This is a genomic window from Sphingobacterium nematocida, assembly GCF_900168125.1.
Lineage (GTDB): Bacteria > Bacteroidota > Bacteroidia > Sphingobacteriales > Sphingobacteriaceae > Sphingobacterium > Sphingobacterium nematocida.
In genome coordinates, this window is the sequence record NZ_FUZF01000004.1 from 14,948 (window position 1) to 32,576 (window position 17,629).

The 17,629-nt window shown below is 40.0% G+C and carries 14 protein-coding genes; 8 read left to right on the top strand and 6 right to left on the bottom strand.

The window, feature by feature from the left end; genetic code table 11:
- Positions 1-5: 5 nt before the first annotated feature.
- Positions 6-794 (bottom strand): Cof-type HAD-IIB family hydrolase, encoded by a 789-nt coding sequence (locus B5X76_RS06475; RefSeq protein ID WP_079642304.1) that lies wholly within the window; start codon positions 792-794, stop codon positions 6-8.
- Positions 795-921: 127 nt separating this feature from the next.
- Here B5X76_RS06475 and B5X76_RS06480 point away from each other — a divergent pair, with 127 nt between their 5' ends.
- Entirely contained in the window at positions 922-2,100 is a 1,179-nt protein-coding gene (locus tag B5X76_RS06480; RefSeq protein ID WP_079642305.1) for a class I SAM-dependent methyltransferase, read from the top strand.
- Positions 2,101-2,119: 19 nt separating this feature from the next.
- On the opposite strand, the gene gloA2 is transcribed toward B5X76_RS06480, so the two are convergent.
- The 4 genes from gloA2 to B5X76_RS06500 all read right to left on the bottom strand — a co-directional run bounded on the left by gloA2 (position 2,120) and on the right by B5X76_RS06500 (position 7,688).
- Positions 2,120-2,506, bottom strand: a complete 387-nt coding sequence (gene gloA2, locus B5X76_RS06485; protein ID WP_079642306.1) for an SMU1112c/YaeR family gloxylase I-like metalloprotein — start codon at positions 2,504-2,506, stop codon at positions 2,120-2,122.
- A gap of 1 nt (position 2,507) precedes the next feature.
- Positions 2,508-3,410 (bottom strand): DUF72 domain-containing protein, encoded by a 903-nt coding sequence (locus tag B5X76_RS06490; protein ID WP_079642307.1) that lies wholly within the window; start codon positions 3,408-3,410, stop codon positions 2,508-2,510.
- An 87-nt stretch (positions 3,411-3,497) separates the two neighbouring features.
- Positions 3,498-4,778: a Gfo/Idh/MocA family protein gene (locus tag B5X76_RS06495; protein ID WP_079642308.1), complete on the bottom strand. Its 1,281-nt coding sequence runs from the start codon at positions 4,776-4,778 to the stop codon at positions 3,498-3,500.
- 255 nt (positions 4,779-5,033) lie between these two features.
- Positions 5,034-7,688: a heavy metal translocating P-type ATPase gene (locus B5X76_RS06500; protein WP_079642309.1), complete on the bottom strand. Its 2,655-nt coding sequence runs from the start codon at positions 7,686-7,688 to the stop codon at positions 5,034-5,036.
- Positions 7,689-7,820: 132 nt separating this feature from the next.
- On the opposite strand from B5X76_RS06500, the gene B5X76_RS06505 reads away from it, so the two are divergent.
- From B5X76_RS06505 to B5X76_RS06535, 7 genes are all read left to right on the top strand, one after another.
- Positions 7,821-8,753 carry a tyrosine-type recombinase/integrase gene (locus B5X76_RS06505; protein WP_317042858.1) on the top strand — a complete coding sequence of 311 codons (933 nt, stop codon included), beginning with the start codon at positions 7,821-7,823 and terminating at the stop codon, positions 8,751-8,753.
- Positions 8,754-8,766: 13 nt separating this feature from the next.
- Positions 8,767-9,111: a ribosome hibernation-promoting factor, HPF/YfiA family gene (hpf, locus tag B5X76_RS06510; RefSeq protein WP_079642310.1), complete on the top strand. Its 345-nt coding sequence runs from the start codon at positions 8,767-8,769 to the stop codon at positions 9,109-9,111.
- Between the two features lie 161 nt (positions 9,112-9,272).
- Positions 9,273-9,635 (top strand): DUF6686 family protein, encoded by a 363-nt coding sequence (locus B5X76_RS06515; protein WP_079642311.1) that lies wholly within the window; start codon positions 9,273-9,275, stop codon positions 9,633-9,635.
- Between the two features lie 190 nt (positions 9,636-9,825).
- Positions 9,826-10,353 carry a ferritin gene (locus tag B5X76_RS06520; RefSeq protein ID WP_079642312.1) on the top strand — a complete coding sequence of 176 codons (528 nt, stop codon included), beginning with the start codon at positions 9,826-9,828 and terminating at the stop codon, positions 10,351-10,353.
- Between the two features lie 310 nt (positions 10,354-10,663).
- On the top strand, positions 10,664-13,342 hold the full coding sequence (locus tag B5X76_RS06525) for an outer membrane beta-barrel protein (RefSeq protein WP_079642313.1): 2,679 nt from the start codon (positions 10,664-10,666) through the stop codon (positions 13,340-13,342).
- Positions 13,339-14,310, top strand: coding sequence for an NAD(P)H-quinone oxidoreductase (locus B5X76_RS06530; protein ID WP_317042859.1), 972 nt, complete (start codon positions 13,339-13,341; stop codon positions 14,308-14,310). The genes B5X76_RS06525 and B5X76_RS06530 overlap by 4 nt, the downstream gene beginning before the upstream one ends.
- A gap of 74 nt (positions 14,311-14,384) precedes the next feature.
- Positions 14,385-16,670 carry a GH92 family glycosyl hydrolase gene (locus B5X76_RS06535; RefSeq protein ID WP_079642528.1) on the top strand — a complete coding sequence of 762 codons (2,286 nt, stop codon included), beginning with the start codon at positions 14,385-14,387 and terminating at the stop codon, positions 16,668-16,670.
- Positions 16,671-16,713: 43 nt separating this feature from the next.
- On the opposite strand, the gene B5X76_RS06540 is transcribed toward B5X76_RS06535, so the two are convergent.
- A complete protein-coding gene (locus B5X76_RS06540; RefSeq protein WP_079642315.1) occupies positions 16,714-17,565 on the bottom strand; it encodes an AraC family transcriptional regulator in 852 nt (283 codons plus the stop codon).
- Positions 17,566-17,629: the final 64 nt, after the last annotated feature.

A 17,629-nucleotide genomic window follows, 5' to 3' on the forward strand; every position in this document is an offset into this window, starting at 1 on the left:
GTTTTTTATAAAATACCGAAATGCTTTAAGGCATTCCATATACCATCGTTATCGACATCATCGGTAATATAATCTGCTATGGCTTTTACCTCTGGATTAGCATTGCCCATCGCTACGCCTAAAGCAACATGTTGGAGCATGGTGATATCGTTACCTCCATCGCCAAAAGCCATGGTTTTGGATAGATCAATACCATAATGTTCGCAAAAGATATCGATACCTACTTTTTTACTTTGTCCTTTCGGATTGACATCGGCAAATAACGGTGTCCAACGGGAGGCAAGCGAATTGGGCATCACCTCTGCCATAAACTGGGCTTCTTCTTCTGGGCCCATAAAGATATTGGTCTGAAGGATAGAATCATGTTCTACATTGTTCATGTCGACCAATGGCGGGACTGGAAGGTTGAGGTGGGCGTACATTCCTGCGATCTCGGGGGTGACATCATGTATGCTGACTTCTTTTTCAGACATAAATGAAAAACTCAAAGGCCTTTCACTTGCATATTTTAGAAGGCTTTCGATGTCTTTTGGATCAATGGCTTTTTTGAAAAGGATATATCCTTCTTTGGAAACACAATAACCACCATTGAAGGTAATATATCCATCGAAGTTTAAGTATCTGACATGGTCTATACTATTAATAGATCGCCCGGTGGAGAGTATGGTTTTAATTCCTTTAGCTTGTAATTGTGCTAGAGCTTCTTCTGTAGAGGGAGACACTTCATGTGTCTTGAAACTTAGTAAGGTACCGTCAATATCAAAGAATACGGCTTCAATTTCTGGATTCTGCATAGTAAATCTGAGTCTATTTCAAACTTAGATAAAATGCTTCGAATTGACGAATGTCTGCTGTGAAATTTAAATTAATTTGACCATGCTTGGATTTTGTATCTTTGTTGCTCAAAATATTATCTGAGAAATGGCAGTATCTTCTTTTATCGAAAAGCTAAGACAAAGTATAACACAGGAAAGTTTCATAAAGTTATCTCTAGGCAACTATCAAGGCACTGAAAATGGGCTGAAGCAAATTCATGTAAAACTCGTGTCTATAAAACGTGAACTGCACCTGTCGTTTACTTTACGTTATAAGACGAAAGATATCACGAAGAACTTTGCGGTAGAAGATGGTTTGCTGCAGATCACTGAATACCTAAGTTTGGGTCAATTTAAAGTGGCGACACTCTTTACCGCGAACGCTAATGTCGTGTGCCAGATGAATAAAAAAGGGGAGTGGTCCGAACGGACTGAAAAAGCGACTGCGAAGAAGACACAAGCGATGAGTCACGATGTGCAAAAGCAACGAAAGATCGGATCTGCTAACAAACCTTATCTTCATGCTTTGCGACTTACGGATCAGAATGGTGAGGTGTACAACGCTGCTCAGGACAAATGGAAACAAATTAACCATTATGTAGAGCTGTTAAGTAGTTCGTTGAATAACTTGCATTCGGAGGATACCATCAGTGTGGTGGATATGGGAGCTGGTAAAGGGTACTTAACCTTTGCGTTGTATGATTATCTTAATAATGAACTCAAGAAGAAAGCAGTCGTAGAAGGTATCGAATATCGGCAGGATCTCGTAGAGCTATGTAATGGTATTGCTGGACAAGCTGGTTTTGATGGCCTGCATTTTTCGCAAGGAACGATTGATGCGTATGAGGCTTCTTGTAAACTTGATGTGTTGATCGCACTACATGCCTGCGACACGGCTACCGATGATGCTATCTACAAGGGAATTCAAAATCAGGCAAAGCTTATCGTTGTAGCCCCTTGTTGTCATAAGCAGGTACGTCGGGAATTGGAACTGGTCAAGGCCAAAAACGAATTGGATTTTATGACGCGACACGGCATCTTTTTGGAAAGACATGCCGAAATGTTGACCGATAGCATTCGTGCTCTTATTCTCGAATACTACGGATATCAGACCAAAGTCATGCAGTTTATTTCAGATGCACATACCCCCAAAAATGTGATGATCGTCGCGGAGAAGCGGGAGATAAATACGGAAAAGCAGCAGGAAATAAAGACGAAACTTCAGGAGTTGAAAGTTTATTTTGGGATTAGGACACACTATTTAGAAAAAATCTGTGGTTTTTAATGATCAAGGTCGTGATAAGTTACCTTTCATAGAGCTCCAGGGGTAATCCATCGGGATCTTGGAAAAAGGTAAATCTCTTGCCCGTGAATTCATCTGTTCGGATGGGTTCTGCGATTATGTTGTTGGCTTGTAGTTTTTCTATCCATGTTTCCAACTGATCCACGGCGAATGCAAGATGCCGCAGCCCTAAGGCTTCTGGATAGGAAGGCCGTGGTACGTGTGTGGGAAATGAAAACAATTCAATGATATAATGTTCATTGATGGCCAGATCCAGTTTGAATGAATCCCGTTCTTTCCTATATGCTTCATTTAAAACCACTAACCCTAAAACCTCTGTATAGAACCTCTTGGACCTGTGGTAGTCACTAACGATAATAGCAATATGATGAATACCGGTTATTTTCATCTTAAAATAAGGTAGGTGGTGTGTTGTTTTTTTGATCTCCTGGTTTTTGTGGAATATTTAATTTAATTCCTAAGGCCTTATTCAGTTTTTCGATAAAATGAGCCGCTAGTAGTGGAGACTCCACTTCAATATTTTGATGGATAAAAAAGTACAGTTGTTGTAAGCCTGCCTCTTTCCACTGTAGGATGGTTTTGATCCATTCATCTAATCTGGTATAATCCGAGGGATGGTTTGCTCCTACATAGCGTACAAAAGCGGTGGGAGTAGTAAGACGCATATGCATCATGTCGCGCCTTCCTGCCGTATCAACCAGTACATTTGTTTTGTTGGTGTCTTCCAAAAGCTGATAAAATCGTTCAGCGATATCTGCAGAAAACCATTCTTCATTACGGACCTCTACTGCTAAAGGATAACCTTTAGGGAAATTTCTTAGAAAAGCCTCTAAACGGTCAAAATCCTTGGGCTTGAAGTTATCTATAAGCTGAAGAAAAGCCATTCCTAGTTTTTCCTCAAATAATACGGTCGCGTCTACAAATGCGGCGACTTTCTCATCCGAATTGAGCAATCTTCCAAAATGACTGATAGATTGGGGTATTTTTGGGAAGAATTTGAAGCCTTCGGGTGTTTTATGCTTCCAGGTCTCCACCTGATCTTTAGAAGGAGAGTTATAGAACGTAGCGTTTAACTCGATCGCGTTGAATTGGGTGGAGTAATAGGCCAATTCGTCTTTAGTACCCCGAGGATAAAATCCTTTTAAATCATTTTTATTCCATTTGGCGCAGCCCACATATACTTCCATGGGTTTGTCCTGTTTATTCCGTTGGAGTAAATCAAAGGTCTCTTGCGGTGTCTCTGGTATCGTAAAATCGATAAGGGAAGGATCTGCTACTTGTCCAAACTTCATAATAGGGGATTCGTTTATATTTTTAACAAAACTGCTATAAAAATAAGCAGTTTTGTTGGAGAATCCCAATAGGACTTTAATAAGGTGTTAAGTTAATTTATAGCCGTTGTGATATTTTGCTTTTATCAAGGTGTTGGCCTCTGGGATATCAAATTTCTTTTTGAGTGGATCCCAATGGATTTTTTTACCTACACGGTAGGCGATATTGCCCATCTGGGAAAAAATGGCGATGTGGGCACCCGCCTCTATAGGAGCATTAACTGCTTTTGGATCGCGACGGTGTATCGCTTCAACAAAATTTGTGGTGTGTTTGTCCAACCCATTATCCACTGGTTTTTGAAGTGGAATTGCTTCCATCTTGTCTTTTTCCGGAATAACTTCCCAACCTCTTCTATTGAGAACCAAAGTCCCGTTTTCGCCTACAAAGGCAACACCGTGATCCCGTTCATAAGGCCCTAGGGTTATTCCTTTGGTGTGTTCCCACACGATATTAAAATTGTCAAATTCGTAAACTGTATTTAAGGTGTCGGGAGTCTCTGAAGCGTCGTTAGGATAGGCAAATTTTCCTCCCGAGGATATAATTGATTTAGGTTCAGATACCTGCATGCCCAATAATGCATAGTCCAGCATATGCACACCCCAATCTGTCATTAACCCTCCGGCATAATCCCAAAACCAACGAAACTCAAAATGAAAGCGATTTGCGTTAAACGGTCTCTTCTTTGCAGGGCCTAACCATAGATCATAGTTGACACCCAATGGTGCTACCGTATCTTCAACGACAGGGATGCCTTGTTTCCAACTGACATAAGACCAGGCTTTGACGATTCTAATTTTGCCAAGCTTGCCCGAATGAACGAAACTTATTGCATCGGCAAAGTGTTGTTGGCTACGTTGCCATTGCCCGACCTGTACAATGCTGTTGTGTTTTTTTGCCGTTTCCACCATCACATTACATTCTTCTATACTGTTGCCCAATGGTTTCTCCACGTATACGTGTTTCCCGGCTTTACAAGCATCCATCATCTGTAGCGCATGCCAATGATCCGGTGTACCAATGATTACAGCATCTACTTCTTTGGAGGCGAGTAGATCTTTGTAGTTTTCGAAAGTCTGTACCTTAATTCCACGTTGCGCAAGTTCGGTTTCCCTCTTTTTGAGGATATTGGCATCGACATCACATAATGCTGTGCATACTACATCAGGATGCTTAATAATGGAATTTAAATTTGACCACCCCATTCCATTGATCCCGATGGCTGCTACGCGTACTTTATTTTGTTGAGCGGAAAAGGATGGAAGTATAGGGGTGAGTAAAGTGGATCCACCTATTAAGGCAGCATTTTTTAAGAATAATCTTCTTTTCACGGTTTATAGTATAATAGGGTTCGTAACTGTTTTAAATAAGTAGGTTACATTACTTATTTATACAAACCTACATAAATTCGCTTTTACGCGCAATAGAGTTGCGCTGTAATATAAAATCGAATTTTGTAGCTTTCCTCATCAATTTAGATTCTTTTATATAGAGGAAATGGCAAAAAAAGACAAATACTTAGTGACAATCCGATTTGGCTGGGGATGTCACTAAGTATTTTTTGAATGTATGCGGTCGACTGTTTGTTACAGCTTCTTTAAATTAAGACGTAATGAATTTGCTATCACAGAAACCGAACTTAAACTCATAGCTGCTGCTGCTATCATTGGAGACATCAGCATTCCAAATACGGGGTAAAGCAAGCCTGCAGCAATCGGTATTCCTATCACATTGTAAAGAAAAGCAAAGAGTAAATTCTCCTTAATGTTTCGCATCATCATGCGGCTTAGGTCAATCGCTTTGGAGACGCCTCTTAGCTCGCCTTTAAGTAAGGTAATGTCCGAGCTCTGTATGGCCACATCGGTACCAGAGCCCATGGCTATGCCCACATCTGCTTGAGTGAGGGCTGGCGCGTCATTTATACCGTCGCCCGTCATTGCTACAATCTTACCTTCTCCTTGCAGTCTCTTTATTTCATGGAGCTTGTCCTGTGGCAATAGTCTTGCTTTAAAGGAATTAATTCCAGTTTCTTTGGCTACGGCCTGCGCAGTAAGTTCATTGTCTCCTGTAAGCATTAGGACTTCTATTCCCAAGCTTTGTACATGCGAAATTATTTCTTTCGCGTTAGCTTTTATCTTATCCCGGACAGCTATAAAACCGGAGTATTCATTATCTACTGCGAGATAAGAAACACTGGATCCCTCGGACTGTAATCGACTCACCTTATCTTTTATTGCAGAGGGGATTTCAATCTTATTGTCGTTGAGTAGGGCTTCATTACCTAAAAGTACTGTGGTGCGGTCTAGTGTAGCTGATACGCCTTTACCTGTGACATTTGTAAAGTCACTAATAGGGGAGAGAGGTATGGATTCAGCTTCAGCTTTGTTGACCATAGCCTCTGCAAGTGGATGTGAACTTTGTTTGTTGATGGAAGCGGCAACTTTTAGAATGTGATTGTCTATGGTCCCGTTTTTATTCTCATAGGTGGTCACTTCAGGTTTTCCTTCTGTTATGGTGCCCGTCTTATCCAAAATAAGATAGTCTATTTTTCGAAGTTGCTCTAAGGCTTCGGCTTTTTTAACCAATATTCCATTTTTTGCTCCCTTTCCAATACTCACCATGACCGACATCGGTGTAGCCAATCCCAAGGCACAGGGACAGGCAACTATTAGAATGGCTAACGCATTGGTGATGGCGTAGGCCAGTCGGTCTTCTACTCCGCTTAACATCCAAATGATAAAAGTAGCGACTGCTATGAGAATAACTATAGGGACAAATACTTTTGAAATCTTGTCCGTGAGCTTTTGTATCGGAGCTTGACTTCTACTCGCATCATTGACCAGTTGTATGATTTGCGAAAGTAGTGTTTCGGCGCCTATATGTGTAGCTTTCATTAAGAAGCTCTGATTGCCATTGATGGTTCCGCCGATGACATTATCATCCTTGTTTTTCTCTACAGGAATAGATTCGCCTGTAATCATGGATTCGTCTATGGACGATGAACCCTCCGTAATGACCCCGTCAATTGGGACCTTATCGCCCGGACGAACCCGTAATATGTAATCTTTTTTGATATCGTTTACAGCTATCCGCTGCTCGATCCCTTCATGTAGCCAAATGGCTTCTGCAGGTGTCAGCTTGATGAGGGCTTTGATAGCGGAGTTTGTTTTGGAATGCGCTTTAGCCTCCATCAGTTGTCCGAGTATCACCAAAGTGATAATGACGACTACCGATTCAAAATAAAGTGGTGGATGTGCGTGGTGGGCCCGCATTTCGGCCGGAAGAATTTGAGGAAACAGCAGGGCAATTATACTGAATATAAAAGCTGCAGCTGTTCCTAAAGCAATCAGACTAAACATATTCAGATTCCAGGTCTTAAAAGAGATCCAGCCTCTTTGAAAGAAAGTCCAACCGGTATAAAAGATCACTGGTAAAGTTAAAATAAATTGGATCCATCCATTTATGTGGGGAGGTATTAGCTTGCTAACCGGATTTCCGGGAAGCATATCGCCCATAGATAGTAGAAATACGGGTAGGGTGAATAGAGTGCTGATAATCAGTTTTTTCTTCCAATCCTGATACGTGTCGTCTTCTGTTTCTGTTTGCTGGTTTGCAACGAGATCCATACCACAAATAGGACAGGCGCCCGGACTGTCTTGTTGTATTTCTGGATGCATCGGGCAGCTGAATACGACTTTTACTGTGGCCTCGGGGATTTTTTCCAGATTCATTCCACATACGGGACACATACCCGCCTTGTCATATACTTTGTCTCCTTCACAATGCATCGGGCAATAGTATTTTCCAGCGTTGGATGAGTTGTTGCCAGAAACAGGTGATTGATGGTGTTTACTGGGCTGCTGTTCGTGTATTTGTTCTACCGGGACTAAGTGCATATTACATACCGGGCAGCGGCCTTTTTCGGGATAGGTCTTATCATGTCCCTCACAAAACATAGGACATATGTACTGTCCGCTTGCTGAGTCAGCTGTTTCTTTTTGAACCGGGTAATTGTTGGTGTGTTTGGGGTCGTATTCGTGAATGTGGTAATTCGTGCCGAGCTCAGCTAACTTCTGTTGCAATAGAGGAAGGTTTGGTGGCGTAGCGCTTTCTATTTCGGCCTGTTCTTTTTCTAATGAAACTGTTGCTTGTATACCTTCGATCTCATTCAGCTTGGCTTCGATATGCGTACGACAACCGTCGCAGGTCATACCATGGATATGATATATGTGTTTATGCATATTGGCTTTTTATTAGTGTCTTTATTGTAAGTTAACACGAAGTTCGGCTTATTGTTAGCAGATATGTTATATAATTTTTAATAAATGATATAGATTGTTGGGGTGTTAATTTTTTTGATTAGATATTGGTTAATGCAGTTCATTTTACTTAAGTTTGGTTACAAGGTACGTAAAGAGGAAGATATGTTTAAGGATCGGTTTATTCGCTTTTTGACGTTTGAAAAACGTTATTCACCACATACGATAAAGGCGTATGAAATGGAGGTGAAATGTTTTTTAGAATTTCTTGAAGCAGAAAAGATACCTTTTGAAGAGGTGGATCATAAGTTGATGCGGTATTACTTTTCGCTGTTGCGGGAGAAAGGAAAAGAAGCTAGTTCTGTAAACCGCGCCATCTCGACATTGCGTTCTTTTTATAAATTTTTACAAAGGGAGCAGCTGATTGCTAAAAATCCAGTACGTCTGGTACAGGCATTGAAAACACCGAAGAAATTACCGGTGGTGATAGAGAAGCAAAAGATGAATCATCTTTTAGAACATATGGATGAAGTGGCCGATGATTTTGAGTCGGTGAGAGATTTTATTATTATGGAGTTGCTTTTCGGTACAGGGATTCGACTTTCCGAACTTTTACAAATAAAGGAGCAGGATATTGACTTTTACAATAAAAAAATCCTTATATTAGGGAAACGGAACAAAGAGCGTTTTGTACCCTTACATTTACACCTAATCGAAGAATTAAAAAGATATTTAGAAAAAAAGAAACTTCAAAATGTAGAAAACAATTCCGGGTATTTAGTCGTTACTAAAGAAGGAAAGCAGGGATATCCAATGTTAATATATAGAGTAGTAAAAAGGTACTTAAGCATGATCACTTCACAGAAGAAAAGAAGCCCACACGTACTGAGACATAGTTTTGCTACCTCATTGTTAGACAACGGCGCAGATTTAAATGCGATCAAAGAATTATTAGGTCATGCAGGATTGGCGGCGACGCAAGTCTATACGCATAATTCGGCTGAGCGATTAAAATCAATTTACAAACAAGCACATCCAAAGGCTTAAAAAAGGAGGAAAAATGAACATTACTGTGCAATCAATTAAATTCGATGCAGACCAAAAATTGGTAGATTTTATCAAAAGGAGAACTGACAAGTTAGAGCAGTATTTGGACAATATCATTGAGGGCGTATGCTATCTTCGTTTGGAAAATGTAGAAGACGAGGAAAACAAGGTGGTAGAGTTGAAGTTTAATATTCCGGGAAGTCAGCTTTTCGCGAAGGCGCAGGCGAAGAGCTTTGAGGAAGCGACGGATATCGCAGTGGAGTCGTTGAGACGACAGATTAATAAACACAAAACTAAAACTCGAACCAACGCAAGTAATCATAAGGAATTACTTTCGACGGAGGAAGAAGAGTTTTAATGGGAGGAGGTACCCATTTATAATAAGGAGAGCGGCTTAGTGATACTAAGCCGCTTTTTTTTGAAAGTTTTATTGATGTATTTTATTTGGATTAATTCTTAATTAAGTTTATATTTGCGCATCATTTAATATTTGTGGTCTAAAAGATAAGATAACCCAAGATGATTTGTCCATTAGCTAACGTAGAAGAGGTGTATACAACGGAACATGGTGCCGTTTATCAGTGTAGTAGAAAAAATTGTTATTGGCTCGAATTTCAGGAGAATACCACGGCTTTTAAGGTCAACGACTTTTTTGTTTTTAAAAAGCGGATCGAACAGATCGATATAGAAGCTATGTTATGTAACTCTTCGCGTTCTTTTGACTTTGAAGTGGTTATGCCGTTTCGTACAGAACGTTGTTTTATTCTTTCTGTTGAAGATGTACTCAATCTCCGTGAGTTGCTGTCGGGCGCAAAATTTATGTTGGAGCTAAATGGTCAGATCCGGTCAATTTTACGTCATAATTCCCTATTGGCGATCTAGTCAAAAGCTGTTTTAAATCATACTGATTCTAAACAAGTTAGCTTATGAATTCCTAATTTAGACTTAATTTGTATTGCACTTTTTTTATTGTTATCCTGTAGATGGGCTTTATCTTTGTATTAGTAAATCAGAAGCGAGGATGGCTTGCTGTGATTTAATATACTAAGTGTAAATATAAAAATATAACGATATGAAAGATTTATTGAAATTAAAGTCATCTTTGGCTGAAGAGATAGAGAACATACTAAATGCCCAGGTTAAAATAGAAGCACATTCGTCAGCATTGTATTTGGCAATGTCTGCATGGTGTGACGATCAAGGGTTGGATAATGCATCTCGATTTTTTGCAAAACAATCGGACGAAGAGCGTGAGCATATGTTGAAGTTGTTCAACTATATAAGCAATCGTGGTGGAAGAGCGATTTCTCCAGAGGTTACCAATATCCCTGTTGATTTCGAATCGTTCCGTGGTGTTTTTGAACAAACATTGGAGCAGGAAATGTTCGTAACAGAGCAATTTAATAATATGGCTGACAAGTGTATGAAAGCTAAAGATTATGTTACGTTCAACTTTTTACAATGGTTCTTGGCGGAGCAGGTGGAAGAGGAATATGTAGCTAGACGTATTCTTGAGATATTTGATGTTATCGGTGAAGAAGGAACAGGACGTTGGGAAATTGATAGACATTTGGTTAAAGTAGCTTTTGATGGCGAATAGTCATTATTAAGGGGTTACCATATTTTATAAAAGGCTGTCGGAATCGACAGCCTTTTCTTGTATACGATTATGTCATATTTATCGTTTTAGGTATATAGACTTTTGATATTTAGGATGCGATTGTTAACGCCGAAAGCCTAATATGAGTATTTTTTATTTGCAAGTGTACAATTAGTTCATTTGGGGAATGATGAAAGTTTTTTTGAATAACAATATTTTAGTATATTGAACTAAGTTAGATTTTGCGGACTTATTGGTGAAATTCTCGTGGTATAAAATAAGGGTTATCATTGTCGTATTTGCTTGTCAAATGCTGACAAATCATGTCCATGCGCAAAATAGTGTGTACGGCCGGGTATTGGATAACAAGGGAAATCCAATCAAGTCTGTTAGCGTCCGAATGACCAGTGAATCGGATACACTTCATAAAATAACAGATTTGCTCGGCAATTTTAACTTCGCAGATTTTAAAGGTAAGAATCTCCATTTTGATTATAAGATGTTGGGGTATAAGAGTGCCAACAAATCAATGCTTGTTGCTGGAAATAATGTCCAACTAGAAGTTCCTACTGTTTATCTCGAACTATTTTCTTTGGAAATACCCGATGTTAATATCTTAAAGGTAATCCCTGTTGTCGTGAATGGAGATACTTTGCAATTTAATTTTAATGCTTTTGATTTTCGGAAAAACTCTTTGTTAGAAGACGCCTTGAAGGGGCTTCCGGGTTTTCAGGTGTTTCGAGATGGCTCTGTAACTTATAATGGAAAGCCAATTAAGAAAGTTAAAGTGGATAATAAGGATTTTTTTGGAGGAGACCTATTGACGGCTACACGGAATCTGCCGGTTGATTTTATACAGAACCTGCAGGTGATTGATTTTTATGGTGATAAAGAGCAGGAAACGGGTATCAAAAGTGGCGAGCCGGAGAAAATACTGAATATAAGTCTGAAGGACGACCACAAGAAAATCTATTTTGGGCAGGCTACTGCTGGTGGAGGAACCAACTCCAGGTATCTGGGAAGCTTTGGCGCAAATAAATTCGACGATGGTCGAGAGATTTCTATTTTGGGCTCTTTTAACAATACAAACACCAACTTGTTTAGCTTTGGCAATCCTGAGGGGGGAGATAGAAATCGCAACTCTATGGATATCGGTGAATATGCCGATCCTATTGACGGGCTTAACGAGGTGAGTTCTGCGGGGGTCAATGTATCGGATAAATGGGGGGAGCATACTTCATTTAATGCGGCATATAGTTTTGTGCGTCAAAAGAATGTAACGGATGGTATATCGAAGCTGACTTCTACCTATGTCGGAAACACGATCACGAAAGAGGAGTCCTACAGGATGCGGAATATCGATCAGAATCATCGGATGAAATTTGGTTTTGATACAAAATTTAAGAATGCGGACGTTCTGAAGATTGAGGGAAATCTTACTTTCAATCAACTGAATGGATCGAATAGAAAACGTACTAATCTGCGTAACTACGAAAAGACCAATTCGGGGGAGTACCGTGATTCTACGTCACAAATCAGTCCAAATGGTGATCTTGAAGCCATGTACTCGAAATCATTTCAAAAGAAAGGCCGAAAACTGGTTGCGAATCTTTTATTAAACTCCAATAATGTAGAGAAGAGGGAGAGTGTATTTGAAGAGTACGATGAGATCGAAAATTACATCAAGTTAGATTCGTTGGATAAGTTTCGTCAGGATCAATTTATCAAGCAGAACAACTATACCAATTCTACTAAAGCTTCGGTATCGTATGTAGAACCCTTTTTTGAACACAGTCTATTCGAATTTAGCTATGAATTTGATATCACGCGTATAGAAGCCATACGATTGGTAGAGGATAAGACTCCTTCTGTCGGACCTTTTATTATAGATTCGTTGACCGTGGATTACGATTATTTTTTTAGAAATAATAAAACTGGCGTAACGTATCAATATGAACCGAATAAACGGTTTAAAATGAATTTTGGGTTTGCTGTACAGCCCTTGTACATGGAGGGGAGATTGACAAAGGATAATGTCGTTTACAAGTATGAAAACATCAATTTAATGCCTAGTGCAAATGTTATTTATCGTTTTTCGAAAAATATGGACTGGCAAATGAATTATAAGGGCAAGAATAATCAACCTTATTTTAACCAGATAGCACCGGTTGTTGATAATACCAATTCGCGCAATATTATTATTGGAAATCCAGGACTGAAAGCAGAATCGGCTCATCGTGTTGCGACTACTTTACGTAAGACATTTACGTCACGGATGCAGTACTTCGAGACAAACTTTGCTTACAATTTTATTTTAAACAAAATTGTAAGTGACAAGCGTTCGGCGACGAACTCAACTGTTCAGGAAACTACCTTTAAAAATACTTCCGGTTATTATGACGTACGGTGGTATTATATGTTTAATACGCCCTTTATAAATGATGATTTTCAGTTGGATTTGACAGGAAATACCGACTATTACAACAATCTTTCTTTTATCGATGAGAAAAAGAGAACAACAAAACAATTGGTATTGACGCAGACTATGCAATTGAAATACGCATGGAGTGACTATGTGGAGTCTGTGTTTAATGCGAACTATGTCTGGAATAATACACGCTACGATATTCCGTTTAAAACGAATATAAATGTAGAAACAATGTTCTGGGGGTTGGGGGCTAGAGGCTATCTGAATGATAATCTTTCTTTGGGGCTTGAGATGTCTCAGCGCTACAATAATGGTTATACCAATAGTTTTATGAATGAGAATCAAACGATAATGAATGGTTTTGTAGAGTGGACTTTCTTCCGTAATAAATCTGCTTTGTTAAGATTGCAGGGCTATGATTTGTTTGACCAGAACAAAGCGATGGGGATTTATTCGGAATATATAGGTAATGATGTATACGAAGCAAAGAACAGTAGACTAGGGCGTTATTTTATGCTGTCATTGAATGTTCGGCTTCAAAAGTTTCCAAAAAAGAAATGATGAAGGCTGTGGTGATAACGCAAGTAGGCGGACCCGAGGTACTAAGGGTGGAGGAGCGACCAACTCCGGTATTGCGAGACAATGAGGTGCTTATCGAGGTGAGGGCAGCAGGGGTCAATAGACCCGATATTTTTCAGCGTAAAGGTAATTATCCGGCTCCCGCCGGTGTCGTTGCTGATATCCCGGGACTGGAAGTGGCTGGCGTAATCGTTGATATGAACGGAGCTTGTGGGGATTTGAAGATCGGCGACAGGGTGATGGCTTTGGTGGCTGGCGGAGGGTATGCGCAATACGTTGCTGTGGATGCTGGTATCTGTTTGGTGATTCCGGATGATCTATCTTATGAAGAAGCGGCCGGTATGCCTGAGACGCTTTTTACGGTATGGCACAATGTTTTTGAACGGGGCAGACTGGCTTCGGGAGAACGTTTCCTTGTACATGGTGGGGCAGGTGGCATTGGTAGCACTGCCATTCAACTGGCACGACTTTGGGGAGCTGAGGTGTTTACTACTGTTGGTTCTTCGGATAAGGTTTTATTTGTCAAAGCATTGGGAGCTTCTCATGTCATTGATTATTCAGGTTTGGATTTTGAAATGACCTGGAAAGGAATTGGAATGGATGTTATTTTAGATAGTATTGGAGGTGCTTATTTCAATAAAAACATTAATCTTTTGGCGGAAGAGGGGCGGCTTGTTATGATCAATGCTATGGAAGGTGCAAAGGTTGAATTGAACTTGATGAAGGTAATGTTGAAACGTATTCATATCACAGGAAGTACATTGCGTAGCCGCTCCATAGCGTTTAAGCGAAATCTAACAAATTCCATCCGACAGGAGGTTATGCCTTGGGTGGCTTCTGGCGCCTATAAAACTCACCTAGCCGCGTGTTTTCCGTATGATAAGGCCAATCTTGCGCATGAACTAATGGAGAGTCGGGGATTTCATGGAAAGATTATATTGACTTTTTGATGTTGCTAAAATAATTTAGCAGTTTTGTATTGTTGGAATATTTTATGATATTTATATTTTCAAATATAACCAGCATGAAACTGAATCTAATCTTATCCTTAGTACTTGCGTTGTTTATCCAATCTAGTTTTGCTCAAAAGATTGGTAAAATTGGTGATCCTTTAGATTATGTGAGTACGTTAGTAGGTACACAGTCTACTTATTTTTTGTCCAGTGGTAATACCTATCCGGCAATAGCGGTGCCTTGGGGAATGAATTTCTGGAGTCCACAGACCGGAAAAATGGGCGACGGATGGATGTATACCTATACAGCAGAAAAGATTCGAGGATTTAAACAGACGCATCAGCCTTCGCCATGGATGAATGATTATGGGCAGTTTAGTATTATGGCTATGGTGGGCAAAGCTACATTCGATGAGAATAAACGTGCTAGCTATTTCTCCCATAAGGCCGAAATCGCAAAACCGCATTATTACTCGGTATATTTGGCCGATTATGATACTAAAGTGGAGATTACACCGACCGAACGGGCTGCTTATTTCCGATTTACTTTTCCTAAAACTGATTCTGCTTTTGTTCTTATCGATGCTTTTGATAAAGGCTCCTTTGTTGAGGTGTTTCCCAATGAGAACAAGATTATAGGCTACTCTACAAAAAATAGTGGAGGAGTTCCCGAGAATTTTAAGAATTATTTTGTGTTACAATTTGATCGTTCATTCGTCAATGTATCAACTTTCGCAGATTCAGTGATGCAGGATGGACGAGTCAAAATCAAGGCCGAACACGTGGGAGCGATTGTCGGGTTGCGCTCTAAAGGTAAATCTGATCAGGTTCTGGTGAAAGTGGCTTCTTCATTTATCTCGCATGAACAAGCTGATTTGAATTTAAGAGAATTGGATGGCCTTAGTTTTGATCAAGCGGTCCAGAAAGGTGCTGCTATCTGGAATAAGGAGCTGGGCAAGTTGGAGATCGAGGGAGGTAATATTGATCAAGTGCGCACATTCTACTCTTGTCTGTACCGTTCATTACTTTTTCCGAGGATGTTTTATGAGCATGACGCCACGGGCAAGGTCGTGCATTATTCTCCTTATAATGGGCAGGTATTGCCCGGATATATGTTTACCGATACTGGGTTTTGGGATACTTTCAGGGCTTTATTCCCGTTTCTCAACCTCATGTATCCAGAAGTAAGTCTTAAGATGCAGGAAGGGCTTGTAAATGCTTATAAGGAGGGTGGCTGGTTGCCAGAGTGGGCTAGTCCTGGCTACAGAAACATCATGGTAGGTAATAACTCGGCCTCTATTGTGGCAGATGCTTGGATTAAAGGGGTACGCTCCAAAGATATTGAGGTTTTATATGAAGCGGTCAAAAAAGGTTCTTTAAAAGAGGGACCGATTACTGCTGTAGGCCGCGCTGGTGCATCTTATTACAATGAATTAGGCTATGTACCTTATGATGTCAAAATACATGAAAATACGGCCCGAAGCCTGGAGTATGCGTATGATGATTTTTCTATATACCAACTGGCCAAAGCTCTAAATAAAGACAAAACTGATTTAGAATTCTACAAAGAGCGGTCGTTTAACTATAAAAAGCTGTTTGATCCAGCGACAGGTTTAATGCGGGGTAAGAATAAAGATGGTTCGTTTCAAAAACCTTTTAATCCATTTAAATGGGGAGATGCATTTACGGAGGGTAACAGTTGGCACTACAGTTGGTCTGTCTTTCAGGACTTTGAAGGTTTAGCACAGTTAATGGGGGGACACCGTGCATTGGAAACAAAGCTTGATTCTGTGTTCGCTTTGCCACCGATTTTTGACGATTCTTATTACGGATTTCCGATTCACGAGATCAGAGAGATGCAGATTGCAAACATGGGACAATATGCACATGGTAACCAACCTATACAACATATGCCTTACGTTTATAATTATGTAGGTGCACCTTGGAAGACACAGTATTGGGTCCGTGAGACAATGAATAGAATGTATACTCCCAATCCTGATGGCTACTGTGGCGATGAAGATAATGGACAGACTTCGGCTTGGTATGTTTTTTCAGCTCTAGGTTTCTATCCTGTTACACCAGCTACGGACGAGTATATCGTAGGTACCCCGCTTTTTGATAAAGTTACATTGCATTTGGATGGTGGTAAGGAATTGGTTATCAAATCCGAAAACAATTCTGAGGATCACCGTTATATCAAGTCAATGACAGTCAATGGTAAGAGTTATACCAAAAACTACCTGCGTCATAGCGAACTAGTAAAAGGCGGAACTGTAAACTTTTTGATGGATGGTACGCCTAATAAAAATAGGGGGGTAAATGCTGAAGATAGGCCATTCTCATTAAGTAAATAATCGAATGGCTGGTGTTTCGTTTTTGGAGAGCGAAACACCAGCCTTAATTTTTTCGGTATTCCGTAGGCGTTACATTTAGTTGTTCTTTAAAGGTTTTGTGAAAGCTTACAAAATTATTGAAGCCACTGTCGTAGCAAATTTCTTTGAGACTAAGACTGGTGTTTTTTAGCAGACGGCAAGCGTGTGCAACGCGGATTTCACTGACAAATTGTATGGGCGTCTTTCCCGTCTTATATTTAAAATACCGACAGAAGGAGTTCTTAGTCATCTTGGCCTGATTGGCTAATTTGCTGAGCTCAATTTTACCCTTATAGTATTCACGGATATAATTCATGACATCATTCATCCTGCGCTCGTCATTGGAATGATTGAGGATGGCATAGTTACTACTCACAAGTTTTTCATAGGGAAGAGCCGCGTATTGGGCCAAGATCTGAAGTAAAGAAGTGAACTTTAATACACCTTCTGCGTCCAGCATGGATTTAAGGTGCTGTCCCAATGAAGGAGGAGCTGCCTCCCTAACCATTAATCCTTTTTCTGAATCCTGTATTAACTGCTTGAGCAGTGCGAGTTCGGGGAGGTTGAAAAAATCCGAACCGGCGAAGTCTTTTTTGAAATGGACTACTATACAGTCTATAGGGTCGTCTAGATAATCGTTTCTTAAGTTTTCAAATAACCAGTAATGTGGTAGATTAGGGCCTATCAGGACTACATCTCCTTCAGTGAAGTTTTGAATGCAGTCGCCTATAAAAAGCGTTCCCGAACCTTTGTATATCCATATAAATTCAAGCTCCTCGTGGTAGTGCCAGCTGTTGTGATTGCGCGGATAGCTATCCTGACGGATATGAAAACTATTGTAATAGGTGCGGTCCAGTGAAAGTTGCTTCAGTTTCATTTTTGAAATTAGTTAACTTTATATTCAAATATAGTTATTGTTTTTTTTAGATGCTGGTAAAATA